Genomic DNA, 22,267 nt, shown 5'->3' on the forward strand with positions numbered 1-22,267 from the left:
AAAGCGTACATGTGCATTCGCTTTTCTAGTAAAGGTGGCAAGCAACTCGATGAGAGGGCTTCACCTCCTTTAATACCGGCAAAATTTTAGAACATTGCTCCATTGCCATGGGGCAGCGGGGATGAAATCGGCATCCTGTTGGAGGATTAATTGGGCTCGGCACATCACCTTTTAAGATAATCCGCTCTTTTTTCACCCTGGGATCAGGAGATGGAATTGCTGAAATTAATGCTTGTGTATATGGGTGGAGAGGTACAGCATATAAATCTTCTTTATCCGCAACCTCGACCATATTACCTAGATACATAACACCAATTCGATCACTCATATGTTTAACAACACTTAAATCATGTGCTATAAAAAGAAAGGTAAGGTTAAATTCTTCCTGCAAGTCTTTTAACAAATTTAAAACCTGAGATTGGACTGAGACGTCGAGTGCTGAAACAGGTTCGTCGGCAATAATTAATTTCGGCTTTAATGCTAACGCTCTAGCAATTCCGATTCTTTGACGCTGGCCCCCAGAAAATTCATGTGCATACTTGTAATAGGCATCTGGCGATAATCCTACTTTATTTAACAAATCCATGACTTCCTGTTTTAATACATCCTTACTTTTTTTAGAAAAGTTATAAATAGGCTCAGCGATAATGTCTCCAACCATTTGCATCGGATTCAAAGAAGCATAAGGGTCCTGAAACACCATTTGCATATCCTTTCGAATCTCGCGAAGTGATTTGCCTGATACTTTGGTAATGTCTTTACCATTAAAAAGAATTTGACCCTCTGTTGGTTTTAATAGTCGAAGGATTGTTCTGCCTGCAGTTGATTTACCGCATCCAGATTCACCAACTAGCCCAAGCGTTTCCCCTTTTTTAATCTCAAAAGAGATATTATCCACTGCTTTTACATTTCCAATCGTGCGTTTTAAAAATCCGCCTTTAACAGGATAATAGGTTTTAAGATTCTTAATCTCCAATAGATTCTCTGACTTCATGGGAGAATGGTCATCCTGTTTATGTACTGAAACAGTCTTCATGATCTCACCCCTTCAATTGGTTTACTTGTTTCATAGAGTAAACATGCAACTTCTTGGCCATGTTCTACCTCTTCAAGTAAAGGGGTATTTGTCGTGCATTCAGGCATTGCTTTTGGACATCGATTTGCAAAACGGCAGCCCACTTTTGGCATATTAATAAGCGAGGGTACGATACCCTTTATCGAACTTAACCGTTCATTTTGTCCATCCATTTTTGGGATAGCCCCCAATAGTAGACTAGTATAAGGATGTTTGGGATTATGGAAAAGCGTATCAACATCCGTACGTTCAACAATCCTTCCGGCATACATCACCATAACTTCATCACACATTTCAGCAATCACGCCTAAGTCATGGGTTATTAAAATGATAGACATGTCATTTACTGCCTGAATTTCCTGAAGAAGTTCTAATATCTGAGCTTGAACAGTAACATCCAGTGCAGTCGTTGGTTCATCAGCAATCAATAATTTAGGCTGACAAGCTATGGCAATTGCGATCATCACTCTTTGTCTCATCCCGCCGGATAGTTGATGTGGATACTCATCAACCAGTTTTTCAGGCCGTGAGATTCCGACACTTTTTAATAAGGCAATTGATTTTAACCTGGCTTCTTGCTTCGAAATTTTTAAGTGATTAAAAAGGACTTCTTGTAATTGATAACCTATTGTAAAAACTGGATTTAATGAAGTCATTGGCTCTTGGAAAATCATCGAGACGTCTTTCCCTCGAATTTTATTGATTTGAGATTCGGTCATTTTCTCAAGATTTATTCCATCAAAAATAACCTCACCTGTTTTTATTTTTCCGCTCCCCTTAGGCAAAAGCTTCATTATTGAGAGACTCATAACGGATTTGCCACAACCGGACTCTCCAACAATTCCAACAACTTGACCTGGCTTAACATTAAATGAAACATTATCTACTGCATTATAATCAGTTCCGTCAATATCAAATGCCGTCTCTAAGTTTTTCACCTCGAGCAATGGTGCCTCTTTTTGCAACGATCTTTTTGTGCTCATAGTACACCTACTAACTTTTTAAATTATTCTGTTTATTCAAACTATTTACTTGAAATTTTATTACGGAATTGTTACAATTGCAAGATTTATTTGAATTTTATATAATATATGTCAGTCTATTTTTTTAAGTCTAGTTCTATTGGCTTTTTAAGATGTCATTCTTATAGTGTTCTAGGTACTTTATTGCAGGGATGGAAAAAGATAGTTTCGTAGAATAATGATTGGTTTTGTAAAAGTGTTCAACAATATCATATCCAAAAGAGTAACCGAGAAGTCTTGGCAGTCTTCCCACTCCGTATAGTAATTCATCATGTCCTCTTTCATTTTTCTTCGTACCTAGTTGTTTTTTTATATATTTATCCCAAAATTTTTGTAACTCTTTTTTATTATACATACGGCACCATGAGGCTAAATATTCCGAACCACAATTTTTTAAAACGGCATATTCAGCAAGTCCTTCTATAATTATCGAATCAAGCAAGGTATAATCTTCCATTCTTTTATTCAACTTACTTAGCCTGCAGACGTGATGATATTCATGGACCATTAGTGCCTCTATTTCTTTAGGATTCTCAAAATGCGAGAGAAAAAGGAACATTTTATCAGGAAACGAGACACCAGCTTTACTTTTAACTTCCTTAAGAAAGAAACCGCCTGCTTGTGCTACGGGAAAAAGAAATACTGGTATGTCAGGACCATTCCATTTCTCTTTATAGTGATTAAAGAGTTGTTCCACTTGAGCCCATGCCTTATGTTCTTTCATTCGGTCAATAATAATTCGAGCAGATTTAGAGGGTCGGTACATACCAAAATTCAATAATTGATTGTATATTTCCTTTGGCGTTTGCTTTACAAAGAATGGCTCTAGTTTTTCACACAACTTTAAAGGTCTGTCAAACTCCTCTTCTATCCAATAATCTGTTCGAATAATTCCCATTTTTACACCCCATTTACCTAGCCTCTTCTGAACAGTTTATGAAGGTAATCGAAAGAGGTTCATAGATAAAATGGTAAAAAAACGACCAGATATATTTGTCTGGTCGTTCGTAGATGTTTATTCGTATTTTTTAAATACAATCGTAGCGTTGTGTCCGCCAAAACCTAATGAATTACTCATTGCTGCTTTAATTACCTTTTGACGTGCTTTATTTGGTACATAATCTAAATCACATTCTGGATCTGGTGTTTCATAGTTAATGGTAGGTGGAAGCATACTGTCTCTTATCGCTAATACCGAAAAAATTGCTTCTACACCGCCAGCCGCACCCAGAAGATGCCCTGTCATCGATTTTGTTGAACTAATCGCTAATTTATAAGCATGCTCACCGAAAACCTCTTTAACAGCAAGAGTTTCAAACTTGTCATTATATTCTGTACTAGTCCCATGGGCGTTAACATAGTCAATTTCATCTGGATTTAATCCGCTATCATTAATGGCCATTTTCATAGCGCGGGCGCCGCCTTCACCACCTGGTGCCGGTGCCGTAATATGGTAGGCATCCCCAGTTGCACCATAGCCAACAATTTCAGCATAGATCTTGGCACCACGCGCTAAGGCATGTTCAAGTTCTTCTAAGACAATAATCCCTGCACCTTCGCCAATGACAAATCCATCACGGTTTTTATCGAATGGTCTACTCGCTGTTTTTGGGTCTGGATTGGTGGACAAAGCAGTATTTGCACAGAAGCCTGCGACCGACATTTTTGTAATCGGTGCTTCCGCTCCGCCTGTAACCATAGCATCTGCATCACCGCGTTGAATGACTTTAAAGGCGTCACCAATCGAATTTGTTCCAGTTGCACAGGCGGTTACTGTACATGAATTGAAGCCTCTCGCACCTAATGTAATGGAAACTTGTCCTGTTGCCATATCTGGAATTAACATTGGAACAAAAAATGGACTAACACGCTTATATCCTCTGTTTTGAAATATTTCAAATTGCTGTTCAAAGGTTTCCATTCCGCCAATTCCAGAACCAATCCATACTCCTACACGATGGGAGTTTTCTTCGTTAATTGTTAAATTAGCATCTTTCACTGCCATTAATGCCGACGCAACCGCAAATTGTGTAAAACGATCCATTTTACGTGCATCTTTTCTATCCATAAATTCCTCAGGATTAAAATCAGTGGATTCAGCAGCAACTTTTGCCGGATATTCATCAGCATTAACTCTTGTCAGCGGCCCAACCCCAGATTGACCCTCTAAAATATTTTTCCAAGTAGTTTCGGCATCATTTCCAAGCGGCGTTACTGCACCTATGCCTGTTACTACAACCCTGCGCTTTTCCATATTATCTATCTCCTTCATTTCTTATCTTTTTGCTCATACTGTTCTTTATCTTCCCCATTTGATCGCAATTGCACCCCAAGTTAGGCCTCCACCGAAACCTACCATGACAATAATGTCATCATCCTTAATTCTTCCCTCTTCCAAATCTTCTACAATAGAAATGGGAATCGACGCTGCAGAAGTGTTACCGTATTTATTAATGGTTTTTGACATTTTTTCAACTGGCAATTCCAATCTTTGTCTAGACGCTTCCATAATTCGAATATTTGCCTGATGAGGAATGAGGAAATCGACATCATCTTTTGATAAACCTGCTTTTTCGAGAACATTAATACAGCTTTCCCCCATTTGCCTAACAGCAAATTTGAAAACTTCTCTACCGTTCATAATAATATATTCATCCTGGTACAGATGCTTAGATCCTGTCCCATCAGCTCCAAGTTCGAAGGATAGAATTCCACGGTCTTCCGAAACAGGTCCGATAATTGTCGCTCCAGCACCGTCCCCAAATAATACTGCCGTATTGCGGTCAGACCAATCTGTAATTTTCGAAAGTTTTTCCACTCCAACGACAAGTACATATTTATAAACTTCAGTTTCAACGAATTGTTTACCTGTCACAATACCGTACATAAAACCAGCACAAGCTGCACTGACATCCATTGCTGCAGCCTTCTTTGCTCCCAGTCTTTCTTGAATTCTGCATGCAACCGAAGGAAACGGAGTGTCTGGAGTTACCGTAGCTACCAGTATTAAATCAATCTCTTCTGCAGTGATCCCCGCATCTTGAATCGCCTTTTGGGCAGCTTCAAATGCCATGTCTGACGTGTCAACATCGTCGGCTGCGATTCTCCTCTCTTCAATTCCTGTCATTGTACGAATCCATTCATCAGATGTATCCATAATTTTTTCTAAATCCTTGTTGGTGACAATTTTCTCTGGTAAATACCTACCGATACCTACAATCCCTGCTCTCATACGGTCCATCTCCTTTATTTATGACAAAATTCTATATCCTATTGTTTAATATCAATTATTATGACTTGGTCCTAATTTTATCAAATAATGTCCATTTTAAGCAACTGTTTAAGTCAAATATTAAAAAAGAAATAAGCTCCCGCATCCGAGAGCTTATTTCTTTTTACATTTCTTTACGCCCCTCAGCTAAACCAAGTTCGTATGCCTCTTGCATAACCTTTGAAAAAAGATTCATAAACGGCTGAATTAAATCCATTGATAATTCAACACCAGCCTTGTCCAATTCTTCTTTAGCCTCTGGTAAGTATTTCATCGCGATCTGCATAAATTCTAAAGATTTATCCTGACTAATCATATTATCTCCTTCTAAATGTCATTAGCGAAATGAATCCTATCTTTCATCATCCCTATTTCCAACATATTCTATACAAAAATCAGGACACATTACAACTGATTTGCATACAGTCGCTGGACATGATCCTTTTGTTCCTGAATGGATTTTTTTAATGAAGTTCCTTTTTTTACGGAAACTTTTACAATGCCAGAATTCAAATCCAATGATTCATAACCATTTTTCGCCCGATGATTTTCGGCGATATTTAGATAATCAGCACATCTTAACCATTGATTCTTCTGGCCGCTTTCAAGCACAAAACTACCTGGCTCTCCTGTTTCAATAATATCCACAATAGACTCTAGCGCATCATTTATAAAAAGGACATCATTGGACCATTCCCTTTCATCAGTTGTAATCTCTATTTCTTGATATTTTGAACTTAATACTTTTTGAAATAAAAAAGTATTCGTTTGCCATGGGCCATAAACTGCGGGTAAGTAAATAGATTGCGTATTATTTCCTACTCCCTTTATTAAATCTAGGAATCCTTCTATTTCCTTACCCCTAAATGTACTTGTCAGCATTTGGACAGGGAGAATAAGAACATTGCTAACTTCATTCCTATTACCCTCCAGATATTTAACCATCTGCCTAGTTACATTTTTATCCTCTAAAATTTGTTCTTTTTTGCTCATAAAAAGATCATATATTGAAATGATTAGACTGGTATTGGGTGTGGATTTTTCTTGGTCAATCCCCCACTCGGATAATGATTTTTCTATTAAGTTTGCATTACGGCCTACTTCAAGCCTTTTTTCTTCTAGAAATTCTATTTGCCCCGTCTCTGCTAGATGAATCCCCGTGACCTCCAGCCCTTTATTTAACAAACTCTTGCAAATATGAAAATTCACAAAGTCAAACAAACCAAAAAGAATTGCCTTGTCCATATATTTTTCCTCCCCACACTAACCTTAATGAATCCTATGCGCATCGTTAAGGAATTATTTCTTGTAGGGAGGATGAAGTTTATAAGACCGATTCATGACGGTTGAAGAACTTTATCATAATTATCGCTAGTCGTTGTTTTTTCTCTGGAAGAATAAATGTTGGATTTATCTCGGACCCACTAATTAGTTGTTGATACAATTTAGACTGGTTATAAGATTTTGCCCCAGACAAGACATGGATTATTTTAACTGGACAGTCAAATGGTTGTTTAATGTTTTCTTCCCTGCTAAGAAATGTGTTTTCAAGTACGTTCTGCTCCATTTGATGCGCTAATGATAATTCCCTCAGTAGCTTCTTATAAAAAAATTTATGTTCCTTTTCTTGTTCAAGATGATGTTTTAAGGATAGAATCGGATTAAGTAAAATAATCGACCTTATCCTGTGCTTCATCTTTTCCATTAGTTTCAAAGCAACCAATGCCCCCATACCTTCTGCCAAAACATGAATTTTGTTATTTAGGATCTCGCTTCGGATTACATGCTGATATAACCTCTCTGCGAGTTCAACAGCATTATCGCTTCCCCAGTTTCGCCCATAAAGATTCGAGGAAAAAATGGTGTACCCTTTTTCTTTTAGCTGGTTGATAATTGCCAACTTACCTTCGTTTTGTGTCCAAAAGCATTTACAGTCATCGACAAAATGCCTTTCATCTCCAAGTATTAAGATCCCAAATCCTGTGGGCTTCTCTGGGTAATGAATAATATTCCATTGGGTATCCATCTGAAAATTACGATTTTCCATCGTTAAATCTCCTTTTCCATATTTCCTCACAGTATTGTATGCCGGCATATTAAAGTTGAAAGGGGTTTTGCCTATTTATACGCGGCACAGATGGAATTCAAGCAGGAAAAAAAGAAGAAGAGCACGGTAAGCCGGAAAGGACAACTTACCACGAAAGGAAGTTTAGCTTTATCATTTCTGAATCATATGATAATATAATTAAAGATGTAAAATAGGTTGTTAGAGGTGAAGAATAATGCGATTTTTTTGGACCCTTTTCTGGTCATTTCTATTAGTGCAAATGCTTACATATGTAGTGAGCTCAATGACTGCTGGTGCAAAATATGATTTCGTTACTGGTACTGTTGCTGCAGTTGGTGTAACTATTCTAATTTACGTAGTAACTGCATTGATTCCAAATGAGCCAGTTTCAAAACATTAAAAAAAGTCATCCAAGCGGATGACTTTTTTTATGGATCACGATTTAACAGCTAATGAAATTTCTCCATTGTTAATACCTATCTCCACTTTGGATTGATCAAGTAACTTTCCAGCAATTATTTCACGGGCAAGTTTTGTCTCGATATTTCTTTGGATAAAACGTTTTAACGGTCTAGCACCATATATTGGATCAAATCCATTTACAGCAATAAATTCTTTAGCTTCCTCATTGATGAGAATATCTATTTGTTGATGTTTTAAACGATTTTGCAATTCTCTCATCATTTTTGCAACAATATTCTTAATCTCGTCTAGTGATAGTGGCTTAAAGAGAATTGTTTCGTCTATGCGATTTAAAAACTCTGGGCGGAAATGCCCCCTCAATTGACTCATCACTTTTTCTCGCACCACATCAGAGATTTCACTTTCATTTTCACTTTGTTCTAGCAAAAATTGTGAGCCAATATTTGATGTCATAATTATCACTGTATTTTTAAAGTCAACTACACGCCCTTGCGAGTCTGTAATTCTTCCGTCATCAAGCGCTTGAAGGAGAATATTAAAGACCTCAGGATGGGCTTTTTCAATTTCATCCATTAAGATAACCGAGTATGGTCTTCTCCTCACAGCTTCCGTTAATTGTCCGCCTTCTTCGTAGCCAACATATCCAGGAGGTGCACCAATCAAGCGGGAAACGGCATGCTTCTCCATATACTCAGACATATCAATCCGGACTATATGTTCTTCACTATCGAATAAAGACTCCGCTAGGGCTTTAGCTAACTCCGTTTTTCCAACCCCAGTTGGACCTAAAAATAAAAATGATCCGATAGGCCGGTTAGGGTCTTTAATTCCAGCACGAGCCCTTAGGACCGCATCTGCCACTAAATTTACAGCTTCATTCTGACCAATCACTCTTTCATGAAGGATCGATTCTAATCGGAGCAGCTTCTCTCTTTCGCCTTCGACTAGTTTAGAAAGCGGAATTCCTGTCCATCTAGATACGATGTTCGATATTTCTTCACCTGTTACTTCTTCACGAAGTAATTTTTCATCCTTAACTGAGGCGGTTTCAAGTTCCTTCAGTTCTTTTTCTGCTAATGGAATTTGACCATGCCGAAGTTCTGCCGCACGATTTAAATCATATTTATCCTCTGCTTGTTGAAGTTCCCTGCGAAGTTTCTCTAAATTCTCCCTTTTCTCCTGCAATTTCTGAATACTTTGTTTCTCATGCAGCCATTTTGCCTTCATTTCATTAGCTGTCTCTTTTAGGTCAGCAAGTTCCTTTAGAAGTACTTCCAGCCGTAACTTGCTTCCTTCATCCACCTCTTTACTTAAAGCTGCTTCTTCAATTTCTAATTGCATAACTCTTCGTGTTACTTCATCCAATTCTGTTGGCATGGAATCTATTTCAGTCCGGATTAAAGCACATGCTTCGTCAACAAGATCAATGGCCTTATCGGGCAAGAACCGATCCGTAATATAACGATCTGATAATGTTGCCGCTGCCACCAAAGCATGATCATGGATTTTTACACCATGGTGTACTTCATACCGCTCTTTTAAGCCTCGTAGTATTGAAATAGTATCTTCTACGTTTGGTTCTTGGACGAGTACCTGCTGAAATCTTCGTTCAAGTGCAGGATCTTTTTCAATATATTTTCGGTGTTCATCAAGTGTTGTTGCTCCTATGCAATGAAGTTCACCACGTGCAAGCATCGGTTTTAACATATTTCCAGCATCCATTGCACCTTCCGTTTTCCCTGCGCCAACAATCGTATGAATTTCATCGATAAATAATAAGATCCTGCCTTCACTCTTTTTAACTTCATTTAATACGGCCTTTAATCGTTCTTCAAACTCACCCCTAAATTTTGCACCTGCAATTAACGCACTCATATCTAGTGAAAAAATGGTTTTATCCTTTAAACCCTCTGGAACATCTTTTCGAACAATCCTTTGTGCCAGCCCTTCTACTATGGCTGTTTTTCCTACACCAGGTTCACCGATTAAGACCGGATTATTCTTTGTTTTTCTTGATAAAATCCTAATGACATTTCGGATTTCAGAATCACGTCCAATAACAGGATCCACTTTTCCTTCTCTAACTTCTGCAACAAGATCCCGTCCATATTTTTTTAAGGCATCGTATCCTGCTTCGGGATTTTGTGATGTCACTCTTTGATTCCCCCTTATATCTTTTATTGCTTGTAAAACATGCTCTGGCTGCTTTCCTAAAGCTCGTAATATCTTTCGCATTTCTGCGTCATCTGAATATGCCGCAGCTAACAGAATATGCTCGACAGATAAATACTCATCTGAAAATTTTTGCATATATTCTTCAGCTTTTACAAGTAACTTTTGCAGCCTTGCTGTAATATATAGTTTTCCTTGTTCAACACCGCTGCCTGTAACCACTGGTTTTTTTGACAGAGATTCCATAAGGTTCTTTTTGGTTCTTTCAGAAGATACTCCTGCTCTCTCTAATATGCTAGAAATGAGGTTATCTTCATGCTCCATTAACGAGATAAATAAATGAGGTTCATCAATCTCTTGATGATTTTTCTTTACCGCTACCGATTGGGCATCCATCATTCCTTTCTGTAACCGTTCTGTCATTCGATTCATATCCATTTTTCAACACCCTCTTTGACCAAGTTTGACCTTTATTTTTATTATAAAACAATCCCGTCTAAAAAGGAAATTTTCTCGGTTTAGATAATACAGTCTTTAGTCGAGAGTTACACAAAAGAAAAAGCCACCCAATGGATGACCTTTTCTGTATTAAATTTATGGTTTTCTCTGATATGTCCAAACTCGTTCATCATTGGAAGTCTCTGGGAAGGCATCCCCTGCTTTTAACTTAATCTTTTTCGGATTATTGACATTGCTTCCTGTATCTCCCACTTCAATATAAACACCATTATTAGGTGCTTTACTCCCAGATTTAAACTGGCGATTTTGACCCATTCTTTTTCCCTCCTTTTCTTCACATTGTTATTATTTCCGTTTCAGGCTCTGTCATTATTGGCATTTCTTACAAATTCCTATACTAATCGACATTATTTCCTAAGAAATAAACAAAGTCGGCACGAAGTTATGACGATTGTATGAACTTATTACTCATTTATTGCTAATTATTCTTTGTTAACAATATAATTATAGTATTATCTTGTAAATCTAACCTTGACTGTCAATTTTTTAGACAAATTTTCGTACCTTTAAAGGTGGTTATGAGTATGCAGTCAGTAAGAGAAATACCGGTAACACTGTCCCATCTTTTTGATACAGTTCACCATATAAAGAAAGTTGAAAAAGGGAATTTTTTATTTCAGGAAGGTTCTACTGCTGATGAATTGTACATAGTACAAAGTGGAATTCTTCAAATCAGCAAAATCATTCCTGATGGAAGGGAACTCACTCTGAGAATGTGCTCGAGTGGTGATTTTGTCGGTGAATTAAATTTATTTTCTCCTTCTTCCAGATATTTATTAAGTGCTCGTGTCGTAGAGAGTGGAGAGGTAGCCGTTATTATGAAAGACACACTTGAAGAAAGACTATCACAAAACCAATCACTTTCATTTGAGTTCATCAAGTGGATGAGCCAACAATACCGAAAGACCCAAACAAAGTTCCGCGATTTGGTACTTCACGGAAAAAAAGGGGCTTTGTACTCCACACTTATTCGAATTACCAATAGTTATGGTATCAAGACCAATAAAGGAATACTTATCGAGCTGCCGCTTACCAATCAAGAGTTGGCCAATTTTTGCGGTACTTCACGGGAAGTTGTCAATCGCTTGTTAAGCGATTTACGAAAGAACGGAATTGTATCCATTGAAAAGGGCATGATTACCATTCATGATTTAGACTATTTAAAAAGGGAAATCGATTGTGAGGACTGTCCAATAGAAATCTGTAAAGTGGATTAGGAATTCTTTAAGCAAAAAAATCGGTCATTTGACCGATTTTCAGGTTATCGAAACTTTCGATAGCCTTTTTATTTTAATATTTAGGCTTTACGACAAGTCTGTTGATTTCCACTCCAGGTGCTTCGCTTTCCGCGGGCGTGCCGGCGAGCCTCCTCGTCGCTGCGCTCCTGCGGGGTCTCCCCTGCCCCGTACTCCCGCAGGAGTCTTCGCACCTTCCGCTCCAATCAACAGTTGTAGTAATAAAGATCTAAAACTCAATAAATAATAATTCAATTTTTAAGCCAAAAGAATATAACCAAATTGAATATGAATATGTCTTTAATGATGAATGAACAGGTTCTCCTTACTGTAGCTTTCAAAAGTATAATAAAGATTGCAAAATTTGGCTAGGGTAGCAAAAGTGTGTGGCAATGCTTGGGTTGACTTGACACCCTGTTGATTGGAGCGGAGGACACTCGACTCCTGCGGGATATAGAGGTCACTGGAGACCCCGCAGGCGCCAATGCGCCGAGGAGGCTCCAGGACCTCCCCGCGGAAAGCGAGTGCCCGGAGCGGAAATCAACAGGCCCAATAGCAGGGACAAAATCAAAAAATTGTTTCAGATAAAGAAAAAAAATAGCCGAGAAAAGTTCCCTTTCTCGACAATCTGAATTGGTCATTTGACCGATTTTTTTATGTTAATATGCTTAGTTGGATGGCTGATATCGTAAAGAATACTGCTGAATTAATAATTTCGTAAATGCCAATTTGTTTTGGGGATAAGGACCTGCCGTAAAAACCAATTGCTCTTAGTAAACTAGGGATAAATGCTAAAGCAACTATCCAGACACCAAAACCGAAGCAAGAAATGATTAACACAATATGGTAAAACCATGAAATCCATTTAAATTGAGTGTTCTTCTTTTCCCTAATCATTGTTTTTACATAAAAGGTACAACCAACAAAAAATAGAACCGATGTTAAAAAGGTGAAAATAAGTGTCTCGAAATTTATTTCTCCATCTGTTAAAAAACTGCTTGCTAATCCGGCAATTGAAAAGGCAAAAACCGCACTGAGATCATTCATAAACGCCCGGTCTTGATTCTTTGAAGTATAAATAGCATTAATTATAAAAAACGGCAGCATCAGAAGGCCAAAATATATTATTGTCGGTCTTTCCAACAAAGGAAAAAGTAAAAATAGCAGCGAGGGAATCATGTATAAAAGAGTCCATTTAGTATAAAAAGTGAGTTTTTTCCTTTTACATAAAAGGAGCATCGGATAGGTTGCCAAGTACAATAAGAGCCAGCCGATGAAAAACGGGATATGTTGCCAAATAAATCCTCCATTAATAACACCAAGCCAAAAAGGGATGATTAACATTGCCCATGCACCATGTTGTTTCGGTAAAAATAACTTCATTATTTTCACTCCTTTATCCTAACTAGCCTAAATATAAGCTAGCTAAGCAAAAAAATATGTGAAACACATCACATATTTCCCCCAAAAAAGAAGGCTTTCGCCTTCTCTTTGTGACATTTTCTTAACTATTTTGATCTATTTTTTGACAAGTTCTTGAAGTAATTTCAAAGTCCAAGTTATCGCCCTTTTATCATCAATATGAAAACAAGGAATATTGGTTTTCAACTTGATTACCTTTTCCATTTTATCTTTCCAGTATACAATAGCAGCAATATTGGAAACGCTTTTTAATAAAGAAAAGTCATTCTCATCTCTTAATAAAAGCAACTTTGGAAAAGCCTCTAGTTTGTAGCCTTCGATTAAAATCACATCTGGCTGAAAAAACTTCATCAATTCTATCTGGTCTTCAAGTGAATAATAATGGTTCTCGGCTTGGAGGAGCAAACTTCCATCTCCTTCGACGATTGATGCAATTGCTCCTGCCTTTATATGTTTTTCTGTATCTTTCAGAGGTAGATAGTCTGGTCTGCCACCATGTCCGTGGTGCTTTATGGTAACTGTTTTTACCCCATTTTCTGTTAAAAGATTAATCAACTTTGAAGTAATTGTTGTCTTTCCACTATTTTGATACCCGACCACTTGAAAGATGACAGGAGTTACCAAGGCCATTCACTGCCAACTTGATCTTCAAGCAGCAGAACATCTACTTCACTGCCAGCAGCATAGCCTCTGGTTCCGCCCGGAAGAATCATCAAGGAATTAGCTCCAGAAAGGCTCATAATGATGTTAGACTTGTCCAGCCCACTCGGTGTGGCCTTAAGTCTTCCCGCATCGATAAATGTTGAACTTCGAACAAACCTAGTGAATGGATTTGCTTTAGGAAAATCCACTTCTAAAAGAGCTTTTTCAATTCGAAGATGCGGTTTTTCTGAAAATAGCATTCTTCGGATGATGGGACGGGCAAACAATTCGAACCCTACATAACATGCTGATGGATTTCCCGAAAGCCCAAATAGAAGTTTGCGATTATACTGTGCCACCGTCGTCACACTTCCAGGCCGCATGGCAACTTTATTAAAGAAAACCTCCGCACCAAGCTTTTCATAAATAGCAGGCAGATAATCAAAATCACCCACTGAAACCCCGCCGGTTGTAATTAACAAGTCAACATCGTTTAATGCATTTTTCACTGCTTCAAAGCAAGTTTCAAACTCATCCGGAAGTTTGCCTAAATAGCGGACAATCCCTCCTGCTCTTTCAATTTGCGCTGCAATCATATGGGAATTACTGTTTCGAATTTTCCCAGGAACTAGGGGCTCGTTCACCTCTAATAATTCCGTCCCTGTGGCAAATAAACCTACAAGAGGTTTTTTTGCAACGGATACACGGTCATATCCAAATGTCGCAAGCATGGCTTGTATCCCTGGATTGATCAACGTCCCTTTTCTTACCAAAATTTCTCCTTGCCTAGCATCCTCTCCACTGAATGAAACATTATCGCCTTTTTTAAAGCTGCGTTTAATTGACATATAGGGAATTCCATTCTTTTCGTACCCCTGTGTAAGTTCGAACATAACCACTGCATCTGTACCCTCAGGCATCATCGCTCCAGTCATAATTCTTACAGCTTGGAATGCACCAATTACTTTTTTTGAAACCATGCCAGCACCAATATGATCGACAACTTCAAACTCAACAATATTCGTTTGTGAGGCATCACAAGTATCGATTGACCTGACAGCAAAGCCATCGTAGGGAGCCCGATCAAAATGAGGAACATCGCTTGTCGCTATTAAATCCTCAGATAAAAAGCGGCCATAGCTTTCATTTATTGAAATCAGTTCGGTTACACCCGGTAATTGATATTCCATAATTTTTTGGACAGCTTCCCCAACGGGTATTGGTTTTCTTCTTTCAAACAAAATCATCAACTCCTGCCTTAACCATATTTATTTTTGATATGTATCATTAATCATTGAATATTCATTATAAGCTTATTAGAAACTTAGAAACATATCAAATGTCACAATTCAAAGGAATTCAGACATAAAAATGTAAATCATATCGAATGTGTGATTTAGGTCACCAAATTTTTTGCTTTTTTACATTATGATTATCGTAGATTTACTCAACAGGATTTTTTTAAGGAGGAATATACGATGAGTTTCACTATTACTGCAAATTCATTAGTTAAAGATATTGTAAATGAATTACCAAAAACAAGTGATGTGTTTAAAAAGAACAGGATTGATTTTTGCTGTGGAGGGAACATTCCACTAGCAACTGCTGTTTCTCAAAATAATCTTAATCTCGATACTTTATTAGCGGAATTAAAAGAAGTATTTGAAACATATGAAAATGCCGAAAAAGACGTTGATGTTTGGACTAACTCTGATTCAACTACAATAATTAATCATGTCATCTCCAATTACCATCGTGTATCAGAAGAGGAACTAACGATGCTTAGTCCGTATGTAACAAAAGTATCACGTGTACACGGTGATAACCACCCCGAATTATTACAGGTGAATGAACTCTTTTATGAATTTAAAAAAGAATTGATGGAACATATGGCAAAAGAGGAAGCTGTTGTATTTCCTTTAATTAAGCAGCTGGCCGATGGAACGGTTGAGAACCGAGAAGAAGCTATTGAAATGATTGTTGAATTAGAAAAAGAACATGACCATGCCGGAGAAATTTTAAGGAAAATTCGTGCTGTTACATCTGACTTTACTCTTCCTTTGGATGCTTGTGGTACGTATCGTCTTGTTTATGCCCGTTTAGAAGCATTAGAAGGATTAACTTTTATGCATGTGCATCTTGAAAACAACATTCTATTTCCTAGATATATTTGATGATAAAAACAGTCTGTATCCCAGGCTGTTTTTCATTTGAAAAAACTCTCTTCTGATGAAGAGAGTTTAACCGCCAATATAAGACATTTCTATTTTTTTACGATTTTTGTACGTTTCGGCAGTTCTTTCGTCTGAATATCGATCATCTCGACCATTCCAAATCGCAGTTACTCGTTCCCGGATTTCTGCATCCGTGGCACCATTTCTCATAAAGTTACGAATATCATGCCCATTCCCATTAAACAAACATGTAAAAATCTGACCATTCGCTGATAAACGAGACCGTGTACAACTTGTGCAAAAAGATTCAGACACAGAAGTAATGAATCCCACATTCACATCTTTATCTTTATAACGATATAGTTTCGCCACTTCCCCATAATAGGCAGGGTCTACTGGCTCGAGCTCAAATCGTCCTTTTAATAGATAATAAATCTGTTTCTTAGTAATGACATCATCCATCTTCCAGCCATTTGTAGAGCCAACATCCATATATTCGATATAACGCAACTCCAGTCCATTCTCTTTGCAATATTCTGCCATAGGAATGATTTCAGTATCATTCAAGCCTTTCTTTACAACCATATTAATTTTGACCCCAAGCCCAGCTTGTTTGGCAGCTTCAATGCCCTCCAATACAGGTCCAGTGGCTACCCCGCGCCCGTTAATTTCCCCAAACAATTCATCATTTAAAGTATCAAGGCTGACATTAACACGTTTAAGACCGGCATTCTTTAACTCTTTTGCCAATTTTGGCAAGAGTACACCGTTTGTCGTTAATCCGATATCATGTAAATCCTCAATTGCGGATAATTTCTTAACAAGAATAGGTAAATCTTTCCGAAGAAGAGGCTCCCCTCCTGTTAAACGAATTTTTTCCACTCCCAAACTTACAAATATTTTCGCAAGGCGTTCAATCTCTTCATATGACAGCAAAGCGCTTTTTGGAAGAAATTCAAAATCAGGCCCGAACTGGTCTGCTGGCATACAGTACTGGCAGCGGAAATTGCATCGATCGATGACAGAAATTCTTAAGTCATGCAAGGGTCTATTTAATTTATCTTTAATAATGGTTTTTTCCATTAATCTCAACTCCATTATTTTTAAGGAACCTGTTTTTAGTGTATCAGTCATTCGTAGAAAAGACTGTTACATTATTCACTATGACAATACTTATAATTATATAAGTCTTATCTTAGCAGAAGTTTGCGTATCTAGAAATACTTTTAGGTCCTTATAAGTTTTCACTATATTGTCATTGTTTACTTCTATTTTATGCCTTCTAATAGGATAAAATATTATTAACAAACAAATCATGAAGATTTCAAAATAGATGGTTATTAAAATGATGCGTAGAGGTGAAACCGATGACAATACCAATGAAACCAACTCATTCCATTGAAATAAAAGAATTACTTAGATTTGCAGATCGGAAATTTAAAAGTGAAAGAGGAAGCTTTTTATTTCAAGAAGGAATGGTTGCTGAAGAACTTTATATTATCATTTCTGGAAAAGTTCAAATTAGTAAAATCACATCAGATGGTCGTGAACTTTCGTTAAGAATTTGTGGAGAAAATGATATTTGCGGAGAATTAACCCTATTTACGGATAATCCTAAGTATTTATTGAGTGCAATGGTTCTTGAAGAAGGAGAAGTTGCTGCAATAAAAAAAGATGTCATTGAAAGCGAAATTTTTCAAAATAGTAAACTTGCCTTTGAATTCATGAAATGGATGAGTGATCATTTCCGTAAAACGCAAACAAAGTTTCGCGATCTTGTCCTAAATGGGAAACGCGGGGCACTATTTTCAACTCTTATCCGAATGACAAATAGTTATGGTATTCAAAAAGATAACGGAATTCTAATTGATCTTCCGCTTACAAACCAAGAACTGGCTAATTTCTGCGGTACATCCCGTGAAAGTACAAACCGGATTCTAAGTGAACTAAAAAAGGATAAAATCATTTCTGTTAAAAAAGGAAAAATATCCATTTTGGATTTACAATACTTAAAAAATGAAATCGATTGTGAAAATTGTTCGGCAGTCTATTGCAATATTGAATAGTATGGATGCCGTCTTTTTTTATTTTCCATAACATTACAGACAAGGCTGTCTCATTATAATCGGCCAGCCTTGTCCTATTTATCTAATTATCCTGAACTTGCTTCTCTCTTAATGCTTTTGGAATATAAACGCAGAATGGCTCGCTTTCTAGATAATCTCCTGTCATCGCATAGGCCCTTGACCTTGACCCTCCGCACACATGACGGAATTCACAAACACCGCATTTTCCTTTAAAGAGGTCAGGGTTCCTTAGTGATTTAAATATTGGTGATTCACGGTAAATTTCTGCCAACGGGGTTTCACGAATATTCCCCGCTTTCACTGGTAATAGTCCACTTGGATATACATCTCCAATATGGGAGATAAACACAAAACCGTTACCATCATTAACACCTTTTGGAGCCCGTCCCAATCCGTCAATGGAACCTGTTAATCCTTTTTCTGTTAAAGCACTTAAATACTCGATATCATCGGTTGTTTCTTTCGCTTCACGCATTTTCTGTTGAATCACAACCCGTCGGTAGTGCATTGCCTCTGTCGTTTTGATATCAAAAGAAACGCGCTTACTTAAATCGTATAACCATCTAAAAACTTTTTCATGTTGAACAGGAGAAATCATATCCGATTCTTGACCTCTTCCTGTTGGAACTAGGAAAAAGACACTCCAAAGCACACAGCCAAATTCCTCTACCATTTTTGCCATTTCATCAAGGTAGTCAATATTGTAACGGGAAATTACCGTATTAATTTGAATAGGTAATCCTACTTCATGCAAATATTTTATTTTTTCCATGGTAAGGTCGAAGGAACCTGCAGTTCCCCTAAAATGATCATGAATCTCAGCTTTAGGACCATCGATACTAAATGCCCAACGTGCTAGACCGACTTCTTTCGCCTTCTCAATAGCTTCTTTGGTTACATTCGGTGTCGCACTTGGCGTCATTGATACCCGTACACCTTTTTCAACTGCATATTTTGCAATTTCAAAAACATCTTCTCTCATCAACGGGTCCCCGCCTGTAAAAACAAGCATTGGATTGTTCATTTCATATATTTGATCAATTAATTTTTTTCCTTCTTCTAACGATAGTTCACGTGGATCTCTTCTATACTGGGCATCCGCACGGCAGTGCAGGCACTTTAATTGGCATGCTCTAGTGAGTTCCCAAATAACGATAAATGGGTCTTTATTAAAATCTCGGCTAAAATTCATATTGAATATGCCTCCTAATACTGGCTTTTAATCAGATAGCCTTATTTAAATGTATTATAAAGGTGGTTATGTTCGAAAAAAGTGAACTTTCTCACATTCCATGCAAATAAATATGTCTAAAAAATGAAGAATAAAAAAAACAGCAGAAAATTCTGCTGTTTTCTAGCGAATACCTAAGGCAATTTTCGCATAACGTGACATCATATCTTTATTCCAAGGAGGATTGAAAACAATATTTACTTCAACCTCTTTTATTTCTGGGATATCAGCCAATGCTCGTTTAACTTGGTCCACAATCGTACCCGCAAGCGGGCAGCCCATTGATGTTAATGTCATCGTAATGGTTACGTTCCCTTCTTCATCCATTTCCGTATCATATACTAACCCTAAGTTTACGATATCTACTCCTAGTTCAGGGTCAATAACTAACTCTAACGCACCCAATATATTCTCTTTTAGTTCTTCATTCATTTTTCTTTCACTCCTCAAATGTCTTTGACCTAAAATTATTATAGCAAATATCTTTGATATCATTAAAATTGAGACTTCATAAAAAAAAGTATATAGTTTTTTTATACCTTTTGGTGTGAATTTTTTTACAGTTTCGTTATAAACTTGTTAACATAGTGAATATAGAAATAATAAGGGTCCTTGGAGTATGAAAATTCTTTATTAGCAGTGTATCATGAATATAAAATTTTTCCTAAAGCACCATTTATATTAGCGATGAAATTAATATTAGAAGGAGTTCTTATGGCAAATAGACACTTAATTGCATTAGATTTAGATGGAACTTTATTGAAAGATGATAAGACGATATCTTTAAAAACAAAAGAAATTATTAAAAAGGCAAGAGAATTAGGTCATATCGTCATGATTGCAACGGGGCGGCCTTTTCGTTCCTGCGAGATGTACTATCGTGAATTGAATTTAGACACACCGATTGTTAATTTTAATGGTGCGTTTATGCATTACCCCGGAAAGCCAAACTGGGGCTATCACCAACCACTAGATATCAAGGTTGCACATGAAATTGTTGAAGCGTGCAGGAGCTTTCATTTTCATAATATTATCGCTGAAGTAATTGATGATGTGTATTTCCACTATCATGATGAAAAGCTTTTAGACATTTTTAATTTTGGAAATCCTAACATTACTACCGGAGATTTAGCAGAATATTTAAAGGAATCACCAACAAGTTTGTTAATTCATACAGATGAAGATCAGCTAAAAACCATTCGCGATCATTTATCTGCAGTCCATGCGGAAGTGATTGATCACCGTAGTTGGGCAGCACCTTGGCATGTGGTTGAGATTATTAAAGTTGGCTTAAACAAGGCTGTCGGGCTAAAAAAAGCGTCTGATTACTTTGGCATTCCTGCCGAGCGGGTTATTGCGTTTGGCGACGAAGACAACGACTTAGAAATGCTTGAATATGCCGGTCACGGAATTGCGATGGGAAATGCCATTGATAAGGTAAAAAACATTGCCAATCATGTTACCTTAAGCAATGAAGAAGATGGAGTGGGTAAATATTTGGCAGATTTGTTAAATATAAAATTTTAACCCCCTTCGCCATTGTTTACCTAAATGAACATCCCCATTTTGGTACATACTATTTTTTGAGGCAGCGATGCTGTTTCAAAAAGAAGCCTTGAGCATATTGGAGGGATTCGAATGGGTAAACGAAACAAATCAAAACGCTTTGTCCAGCAAGGAGCGGATACGGTCAGTAAACATGCGGAGCGTATTCCCTATCACATGACCTATGCTGAAGCGGAAGCTCAGAAGATGGCCAATGTGCAAGAATCCTCGCTTGGAGGAATATAATCATGGGAAACCAATTGTTCCAAGAAGCACGAAGATTTGTTGAAATGGCAAACTCAGCCAACCCTGCTGAACTTGATTCTGCTGTGGCGAAAGCGAAAAATGCATTAAGTTCTGCTTATGCAAATTCCACTGTAGCAGAGCAGGCACAGCTCCAACAAATGCAACAAGAGCTTGATCAACTGTCTTAACAGAAAAGCGGAAAGAGGAAGCGCTAATAAGGTGCTTCCTCTTTTCACTTTACTCTTTTCTAAAGAATCCGTAGATATTAGTGGTTTGAATAATATTTGTAAATGCGTTGGGATCTACTTCCTTAAGGATTCTTTCCAAATCAAACAGTTCGTATCGTGTAATGACGATCATTAACATTTCTCTCGCTTCGTTTGAAAATGCCCCTTTGGCAGGAAGGATTGTAATTCCTCTTACAAGTTTTTCTTGTATGGCTTTTTTCATTACATCCGCCTTTTTTGTAATAATCATTGCCGTAAGTTTTGCATGCCTAGTATGGATAGCGTCAATCACTCTTGTCGAAGTATATAATGTTACAAGCGTATAAAGAGCTTTTTCCCAGCCATACAAAAATCCTGCTGTTAAAATAATCACTCCATTTATGACCAACATATAGGGTCCAATCGGCTTGTCTTTCATTCTCGATAAAACCATAGCAATGATGTCTACACCGCCTGTTGATGCTCCCCATTTCAACGTAATTCCAACACCAACGGCTTGGATGACTCCACCAAAAACTGCATTTAGAAGGATATCATTTGAAACCTGTTTGATTGGGATAAGTATCAAAAATAATGAAGACAGTGCAACGCTAATAAAGCTGTATACTGTAAAAGATTTTCCCACCCTTTTCCATCCTAAAATAGCCACAGGAATATTCAGCAATAGTAATAAAAATCCTAGAGACACATGTATTGGTGTATAGTCACTTAACACTTTTGAAAGTAATTGGGCTATTCCTGTAAATCCACTTGAGTAAATATTTGCAGGTACCAAAAATAAATTCATCGCTAAGGCGCCCAACAAGGAACCCGCTGCTACCACTCCAAGCTTCTTTATCTGAAGCCAAATCATATCTATTACCCCTTTACCTGAGAGAATATGAATCCATTGAAATGTTTTCTGTGAT

At 37.4% G+C, this 22,267-nt stretch carries 25 protein-coding genes; 7 read left to right on the forward strand and 18 right to left on the reverse strand.

The window, feature by feature from the left end:
• Positions 1-25: 25 nt before the first annotated feature.
• From M3610_RS03165 to M3610_RS03200, 8 genes are all read right to left on the reverse strand, one after another.
• The gene (locus tag M3610_RS03165; RefSeq protein WP_285850897.1) at positions 26-1,036 is read right to left on the reverse strand and encodes an ABC transporter ATP-binding protein; all 1,011 of its coding nucleotides are present in this window, start codon (positions 1,034-1,036) and stop codon (positions 26-28) included.
• Positions 1,033-2,058: an ABC transporter ATP-binding protein gene (locus M3610_RS03170; RefSeq protein WP_251456464.1), complete on the reverse strand. Its 1,026-nt coding sequence runs from the start codon at positions 2,056-2,058 to the stop codon at positions 1,033-1,035. Before M3610_RS03170 ends, M3610_RS03165 begins: the two co-directional genes overlap by 4 nt.
• Before the next feature lie 136 nt (positions 2,059-2,194).
• On the reverse strand, positions 2,195-2,995 hold the full coding sequence (locus tag M3610_RS03175; RefSeq protein ID WP_251456467.1) for a DUF2268 domain-containing putative Zn-dependent protease: 801 nt from the start codon (positions 2,993-2,995) through the stop codon (positions 2,195-2,197).
• Positions 2,996-3,112: 117 nt separating this feature from the next.
• Positions 3,113-4,351: a beta-ketoacyl-ACP synthase II gene (fabF, locus tag M3610_RS03180; RefSeq protein ID WP_251456469.1), complete on the reverse strand. Its 1,239-nt coding sequence runs from the start codon at positions 4,349-4,351 to the stop codon at positions 3,113-3,115.
• Positions 4,352-4,396: 45 nt separating this feature from the next.
• Positions 4,397-5,329 carry a beta-ketoacyl-ACP synthase III gene (locus M3610_RS03185; RefSeq protein WP_251456471.1) on the reverse strand — a complete coding sequence of 311 codons (933 nt, stop codon included), beginning with the start codon at positions 5,327-5,329 and terminating at the stop codon, positions 4,397-4,399.
• Positions 5,330-5,492: 163 nt separating this feature from the next.
• A complete protein-coding gene (locus tag M3610_RS03190; protein ID WP_251456757.1) occupies positions 5,493-5,681 on the reverse strand; it encodes a ComZ family protein in 189 nt (62 codons plus the stop codon).
• Positions 5,682-5,773: 92 nt separating this feature from the next.
• Complete coding sequence (locus tag M3610_RS03195) at positions 5,774-6,613, reverse strand: hypothetical protein (protein ID WP_251456473.1); 840 nt, start codon at positions 6,611-6,613, stop codon at positions 5,774-5,776.
• Between the two features lie 79 nt (positions 6,614-6,692).
• The gene (locus M3610_RS03200) at positions 6,693-7,415 is read right to left on the reverse strand and encodes an alpha/beta fold hydrolase (protein WP_098572437.1); all 723 of its coding nucleotides are present in this window, start codon (positions 7,413-7,415) and stop codon (positions 6,693-6,695) included.
• A 235-nt stretch (positions 7,416-7,650) separates the two neighbouring features.
• Between M3610_RS03200 and M3610_RS03205 the strand changes: the two genes are divergently transcribed.
• Positions 7,651-7,836 (forward strand): YjzD family protein, encoded by a 186-nt coding sequence (locus M3610_RS03205; RefSeq protein WP_026566124.1) that lies wholly within the window; start codon positions 7,651-7,653, stop codon positions 7,834-7,836.
• Positions 7,837-7,871: 35 nt separating this feature from the next.
• Here the strand turns inward: M3610_RS03205 and clpB are convergent, their stop codons facing one another.
• Together clpB and M3610_RS03215 are read right to left on the reverse strand one after the other, a co-directional pair.
• Positions 7,872-10,469, reverse strand: coding sequence for an ATP-dependent chaperone ClpB (gene clpB, locus M3610_RS03210; protein ID WP_251456475.1), 2,598 nt, complete (start codon positions 10,467-10,469; stop codon positions 7,872-7,874).
• A gap of 156 nt (positions 10,470-10,625) precedes the next feature.
• On the reverse strand, positions 10,626-10,805 hold the full coding sequence (locus M3610_RS03215) for a YjzC family protein (RefSeq protein WP_026566122.1): 180 nt from the start codon (positions 10,803-10,805) through the stop codon (positions 10,626-10,628).
• A gap of 269 nt (positions 10,806-11,074) precedes the next feature.
• Between M3610_RS03215 and M3610_RS03220 the strand changes: the two genes are divergently transcribed.
• Positions 11,075-11,767, forward strand: a complete 693-nt coding sequence (locus M3610_RS03220) for a Crp/Fnr family transcriptional regulator (protein WP_098572435.1) — start codon at positions 11,075-11,077, stop codon at positions 11,765-11,767.
• Positions 11,768-11,854: 87 nt separating this feature from the next.
• Here M3610_RS03220 and M3610_RS03225 read toward each other — a convergent pair whose 3' ends face one another.
• The 4 genes from M3610_RS03225 to M3610_RS03240 all read right to left on the reverse strand — a co-directional run bounded on the left by M3610_RS03225 (position 11,855) and on the right by M3610_RS03240 (position 15,090).
• Positions 11,855-12,025 (reverse strand): hypothetical protein, encoded by a 171-nt coding sequence (locus M3610_RS03225; RefSeq protein ID WP_251456477.1) that lies wholly within the window; start codon positions 12,023-12,025, stop codon positions 11,855-11,857.
• 414 nt (positions 12,026-12,439) lie between these two features.
• Complete coding sequence (locus tag M3610_RS03230) at positions 12,440-13,168, reverse strand: YwiC-like family protein (protein WP_251456479.1); 729 nt, start codon at positions 13,166-13,168, stop codon at positions 12,440-12,442.
• A 135-nt stretch (positions 13,169-13,303) separates the two neighbouring features.
• Positions 13,304-13,837, reverse strand: coding sequence for a molybdopterin-guanine dinucleotide biosynthesis protein B (mobB, locus tag M3610_RS03235; RefSeq protein WP_251456481.1), 534 nt, complete (start codon positions 13,835-13,837; stop codon positions 13,304-13,306).
• Positions 13,825-15,090, reverse strand: coding sequence for a molybdopterin molybdotransferase MoeA (locus M3610_RS03240; protein WP_098572432.1), 1,266 nt, complete (start codon positions 15,088-15,090; stop codon positions 13,825-13,827). The genes mobB and M3610_RS03240 overlap by 13 nt, the downstream gene beginning before the upstream one ends.
• Positions 15,091-15,327: 237 nt before the next feature.
• Between M3610_RS03240 and ric the strand changes: the two genes are divergently transcribed.
• A complete protein-coding gene (ric, locus tag M3610_RS03245) occupies positions 15,328-16,023 on the forward strand; it encodes an iron-sulfur cluster repair di-iron protein (RefSeq protein WP_251456484.1) in 696 nt (231 codons plus the stop codon).
• 66 nt (positions 16,024-16,089) lie between these two features.
• Here ric and moaA read toward each other — a convergent pair whose 3' ends face one another.
• Complete coding sequence (moaA, locus tag M3610_RS03250; RefSeq protein WP_251456486.1) at positions 16,090-17,106, reverse strand: GTP 3',8-cyclase MoaA; 1,017 nt, start codon at positions 17,104-17,106, stop codon at positions 16,090-16,092.
• A gap of 284 nt (positions 17,107-17,390) precedes the next feature.
• On the opposite strand from moaA, the gene M3610_RS03255 reads away from it, so the two are divergent.
• Complete coding sequence (locus M3610_RS03255; protein ID WP_251456488.1) at positions 17,391-18,089, forward strand: Crp/Fnr family transcriptional regulator; 699 nt, start codon at positions 17,391-17,393, stop codon at positions 18,087-18,089.
• Between the two features lie 82 nt (positions 18,090-18,171).
• Here M3610_RS03255 and M3610_RS03260 read toward each other — a convergent pair whose 3' ends face one another.
• Together M3610_RS03260 and M3610_RS03265 are read right to left on the reverse strand one after the other, a co-directional pair.
• Entirely contained in the window at positions 18,172-19,302 is a 1,131-nt protein-coding gene (locus tag M3610_RS03260) for a TIGR04053 family radical SAM/SPASM domain-containing protein (RefSeq protein WP_251456490.1), read from the reverse strand.
• Positions 19,303-19,464: 162 nt separating this feature from the next.
• A complete protein-coding gene (locus M3610_RS03265; protein ID WP_098572428.1) occupies positions 19,465-19,773 on the reverse strand; it encodes a metal-sulfur cluster assembly factor in 309 nt (102 codons plus the stop codon).
• A 282-nt stretch (positions 19,774-20,055) separates the two neighbouring features.
• Here M3610_RS03265 and M3610_RS03270 point away from each other — a divergent pair, with 282 nt between their 5' ends.
• The 3 genes from M3610_RS03270 (at position 20,056) to M3610_RS03280 (ending at position 21,320) form a co-directional block, all read left to right on the forward strand.
• On the forward strand, positions 20,056-20,868 hold the full coding sequence (locus M3610_RS03270) for a Cof-type HAD-IIB family hydrolase (RefSeq protein WP_251456493.1): 813 nt from the start codon (positions 20,056-20,058) through the stop codon (positions 20,866-20,868).
• Positions 20,869-20,979: 111 nt separating this feature from the next.
• Positions 20,980-21,132: a hypothetical protein gene (locus tag M3610_RS03275; RefSeq protein WP_180230019.1), complete on the forward strand. Its 153-nt coding sequence runs from the start codon at positions 20,980-20,982 to the stop codon at positions 21,130-21,132.
• Between the two features lie 2 nt (positions 21,133-21,134).
• Positions 21,135-21,320, forward strand: a complete 186-nt coding sequence (locus tag M3610_RS03280) for a DUF3813 domain-containing protein (protein ID WP_098572427.1) — start codon at positions 21,135-21,137, stop codon at positions 21,318-21,320.
• Between the two features lie 49 nt (positions 21,321-21,369).
• Here M3610_RS03280 and M3610_RS03285 read toward each other — a convergent pair whose 3' ends face one another.
• Positions 21,370-22,212, reverse strand: a complete 843-nt coding sequence (locus M3610_RS03285) for a YitT family protein (RefSeq protein ID WP_251456495.1) — start codon at positions 22,210-22,212, stop codon at positions 21,370-21,372.
• Between the last annotated feature and the right edge of the window lie 55 nt (positions 22,213-22,267).

Source organism: Neobacillus sp. MER 74, from assembly GCF_023714155.1.

Excerpts from the sequence above, each read along its gene's own strand:
- M3610_RS03165 (WP_285850897.1), bottom strand. The coding sequence starts at position 1,036 with ATGAAGACTGTTTCAGTACATAAACAGGATGACCATTCTCCCATGAAG.
- M3610_RS03170 (WP_251456464.1), bottom strand. The coding sequence starts at position 2,058 with ATGAGCACAAAAAGATCGTTGCAAAAAGAGGCACCATTGCTCGAGGTG.
- M3610_RS03175 (WP_251456467.1), bottom strand. The coding sequence starts at position 2,995 with ATGGGAATTATTCGAACAGATTATTGGATAGAAGAGGAGTTTGACAGA.
- fabF (WP_251456469.1), bottom strand. The coding sequence starts at position 4,351 with ATGGAAAAGCGCAGGGTTGTAGTAACAGGCATAGGTGCAGTAACGCCG.
- M3610_RS03185 (WP_251456471.1), bottom strand. The coding sequence starts at position 5,329 with ATGAGAGCAGGGATTGTAGGTATCGGTAGGTATTTACCAGAGAAAATT.
- M3610_RS03195 (WP_251456473.1), bottom strand. The coding sequence starts at position 6,613 with ATGGACAAGGCAATTCTTTTTGGTTTGTTTGACTTTGTGAATTTTCAT.
- M3610_RS03200 (WP_098572437.1), bottom strand. The coding sequence starts at position 7,415 with ATGGAAAATCGTAATTTTCAGATGGATACCCAATGGAATATTATTCAT.
- M3610_RS03205 (WP_026566124.1), top strand. The coding sequence starts at position 7,651 with ATGCGATTTTTTTGGACCCTTTTCTGGTCATTTCTATTAGTGCAAATG.
- clpB (WP_251456475.1), bottom strand. The coding sequence starts at position 10,469 with ATGGATATGAATCGAATGACAGAACGGTTACAGAAAGGAATGATGGAT.
- M3610_RS03215 (WP_026566122.1), bottom strand. The coding sequence starts at position 10,805 with ATGGGTCAAAATCGCCAGTTTAAATCTGGGAGTAAAGCACCTAATAAT.
- M3610_RS03220 (WP_098572435.1), top strand. The coding sequence starts at position 11,075 with ATGCAGTCAGTAAGAGAAATACCGGTAACACTGTCCCATCTTTTTGAT.
- M3610_RS03230 (WP_251456479.1), bottom strand. The coding sequence starts at position 13,168 with ATGAAGTTATTTTTACCGAAACAACATGGTGCATGGGCAATGTTAATC.
- mobB (WP_251456481.1), bottom strand. The coding sequence starts at position 13,837 with ATGGCCTTGGTAACTCCTGTCATCTTTCAAGTGGTCGGGTATCAAAAT.
- ric (WP_251456484.1), top strand. The coding sequence starts at position 15,328 with ATGAGTTTCACTATTACTGCAAATTCATTAGTTAAAGATATTGTAAAT.
- moaA (WP_251456486.1), bottom strand. The coding sequence starts at position 17,106 with ATGGAAAAAACCATTATTAAAGATAAATTAAATAGACCCTTGCATGAC.
- M3610_RS03255 (WP_251456488.1), top strand. The coding sequence starts at position 17,391 with ATGACAATACCAATGAAACCAACTCATTCCATTGAAATAAAAGAATTA.
- M3610_RS03260 (WP_251456490.1), bottom strand. The coding sequence starts at position 19,302 with ATGAATTTTAGCCGAGATTTTAATAAAGACCCATTTATCGTTATTTGG.
- M3610_RS03265 (WP_098572428.1), bottom strand. The coding sequence starts at position 19,773 with ATGAATGAAGAACTAAAAGAGAATATATTGGGTGCGTTAGAGTTAGTT.
- M3610_RS03270 (WP_251456493.1), top strand. The coding sequence starts at position 20,056 with ATGGCAAATAGACACTTAATTGCATTAGATTTAGATGGAACTTTATTG.
- M3610_RS03275 (WP_180230019.1), top strand. The coding sequence starts at position 20,980 with ATGGGTAAACGAAACAAATCAAAACGCTTTGTCCAGCAAGGAGCGGAT.
- M3610_RS03280 (WP_098572427.1), top strand. The coding sequence starts at position 21,135 with ATGGGAAACCAATTGTTCCAAGAAGCACGAAGATTTGTTGAAATGGCA.
- M3610_RS03285 (WP_251456495.1), bottom strand. The coding sequence starts at position 22,212 with ATGATTTGGCTTCAGATAAAGAAGCTTGGAGTGGTAGCAGCGGGTTCC.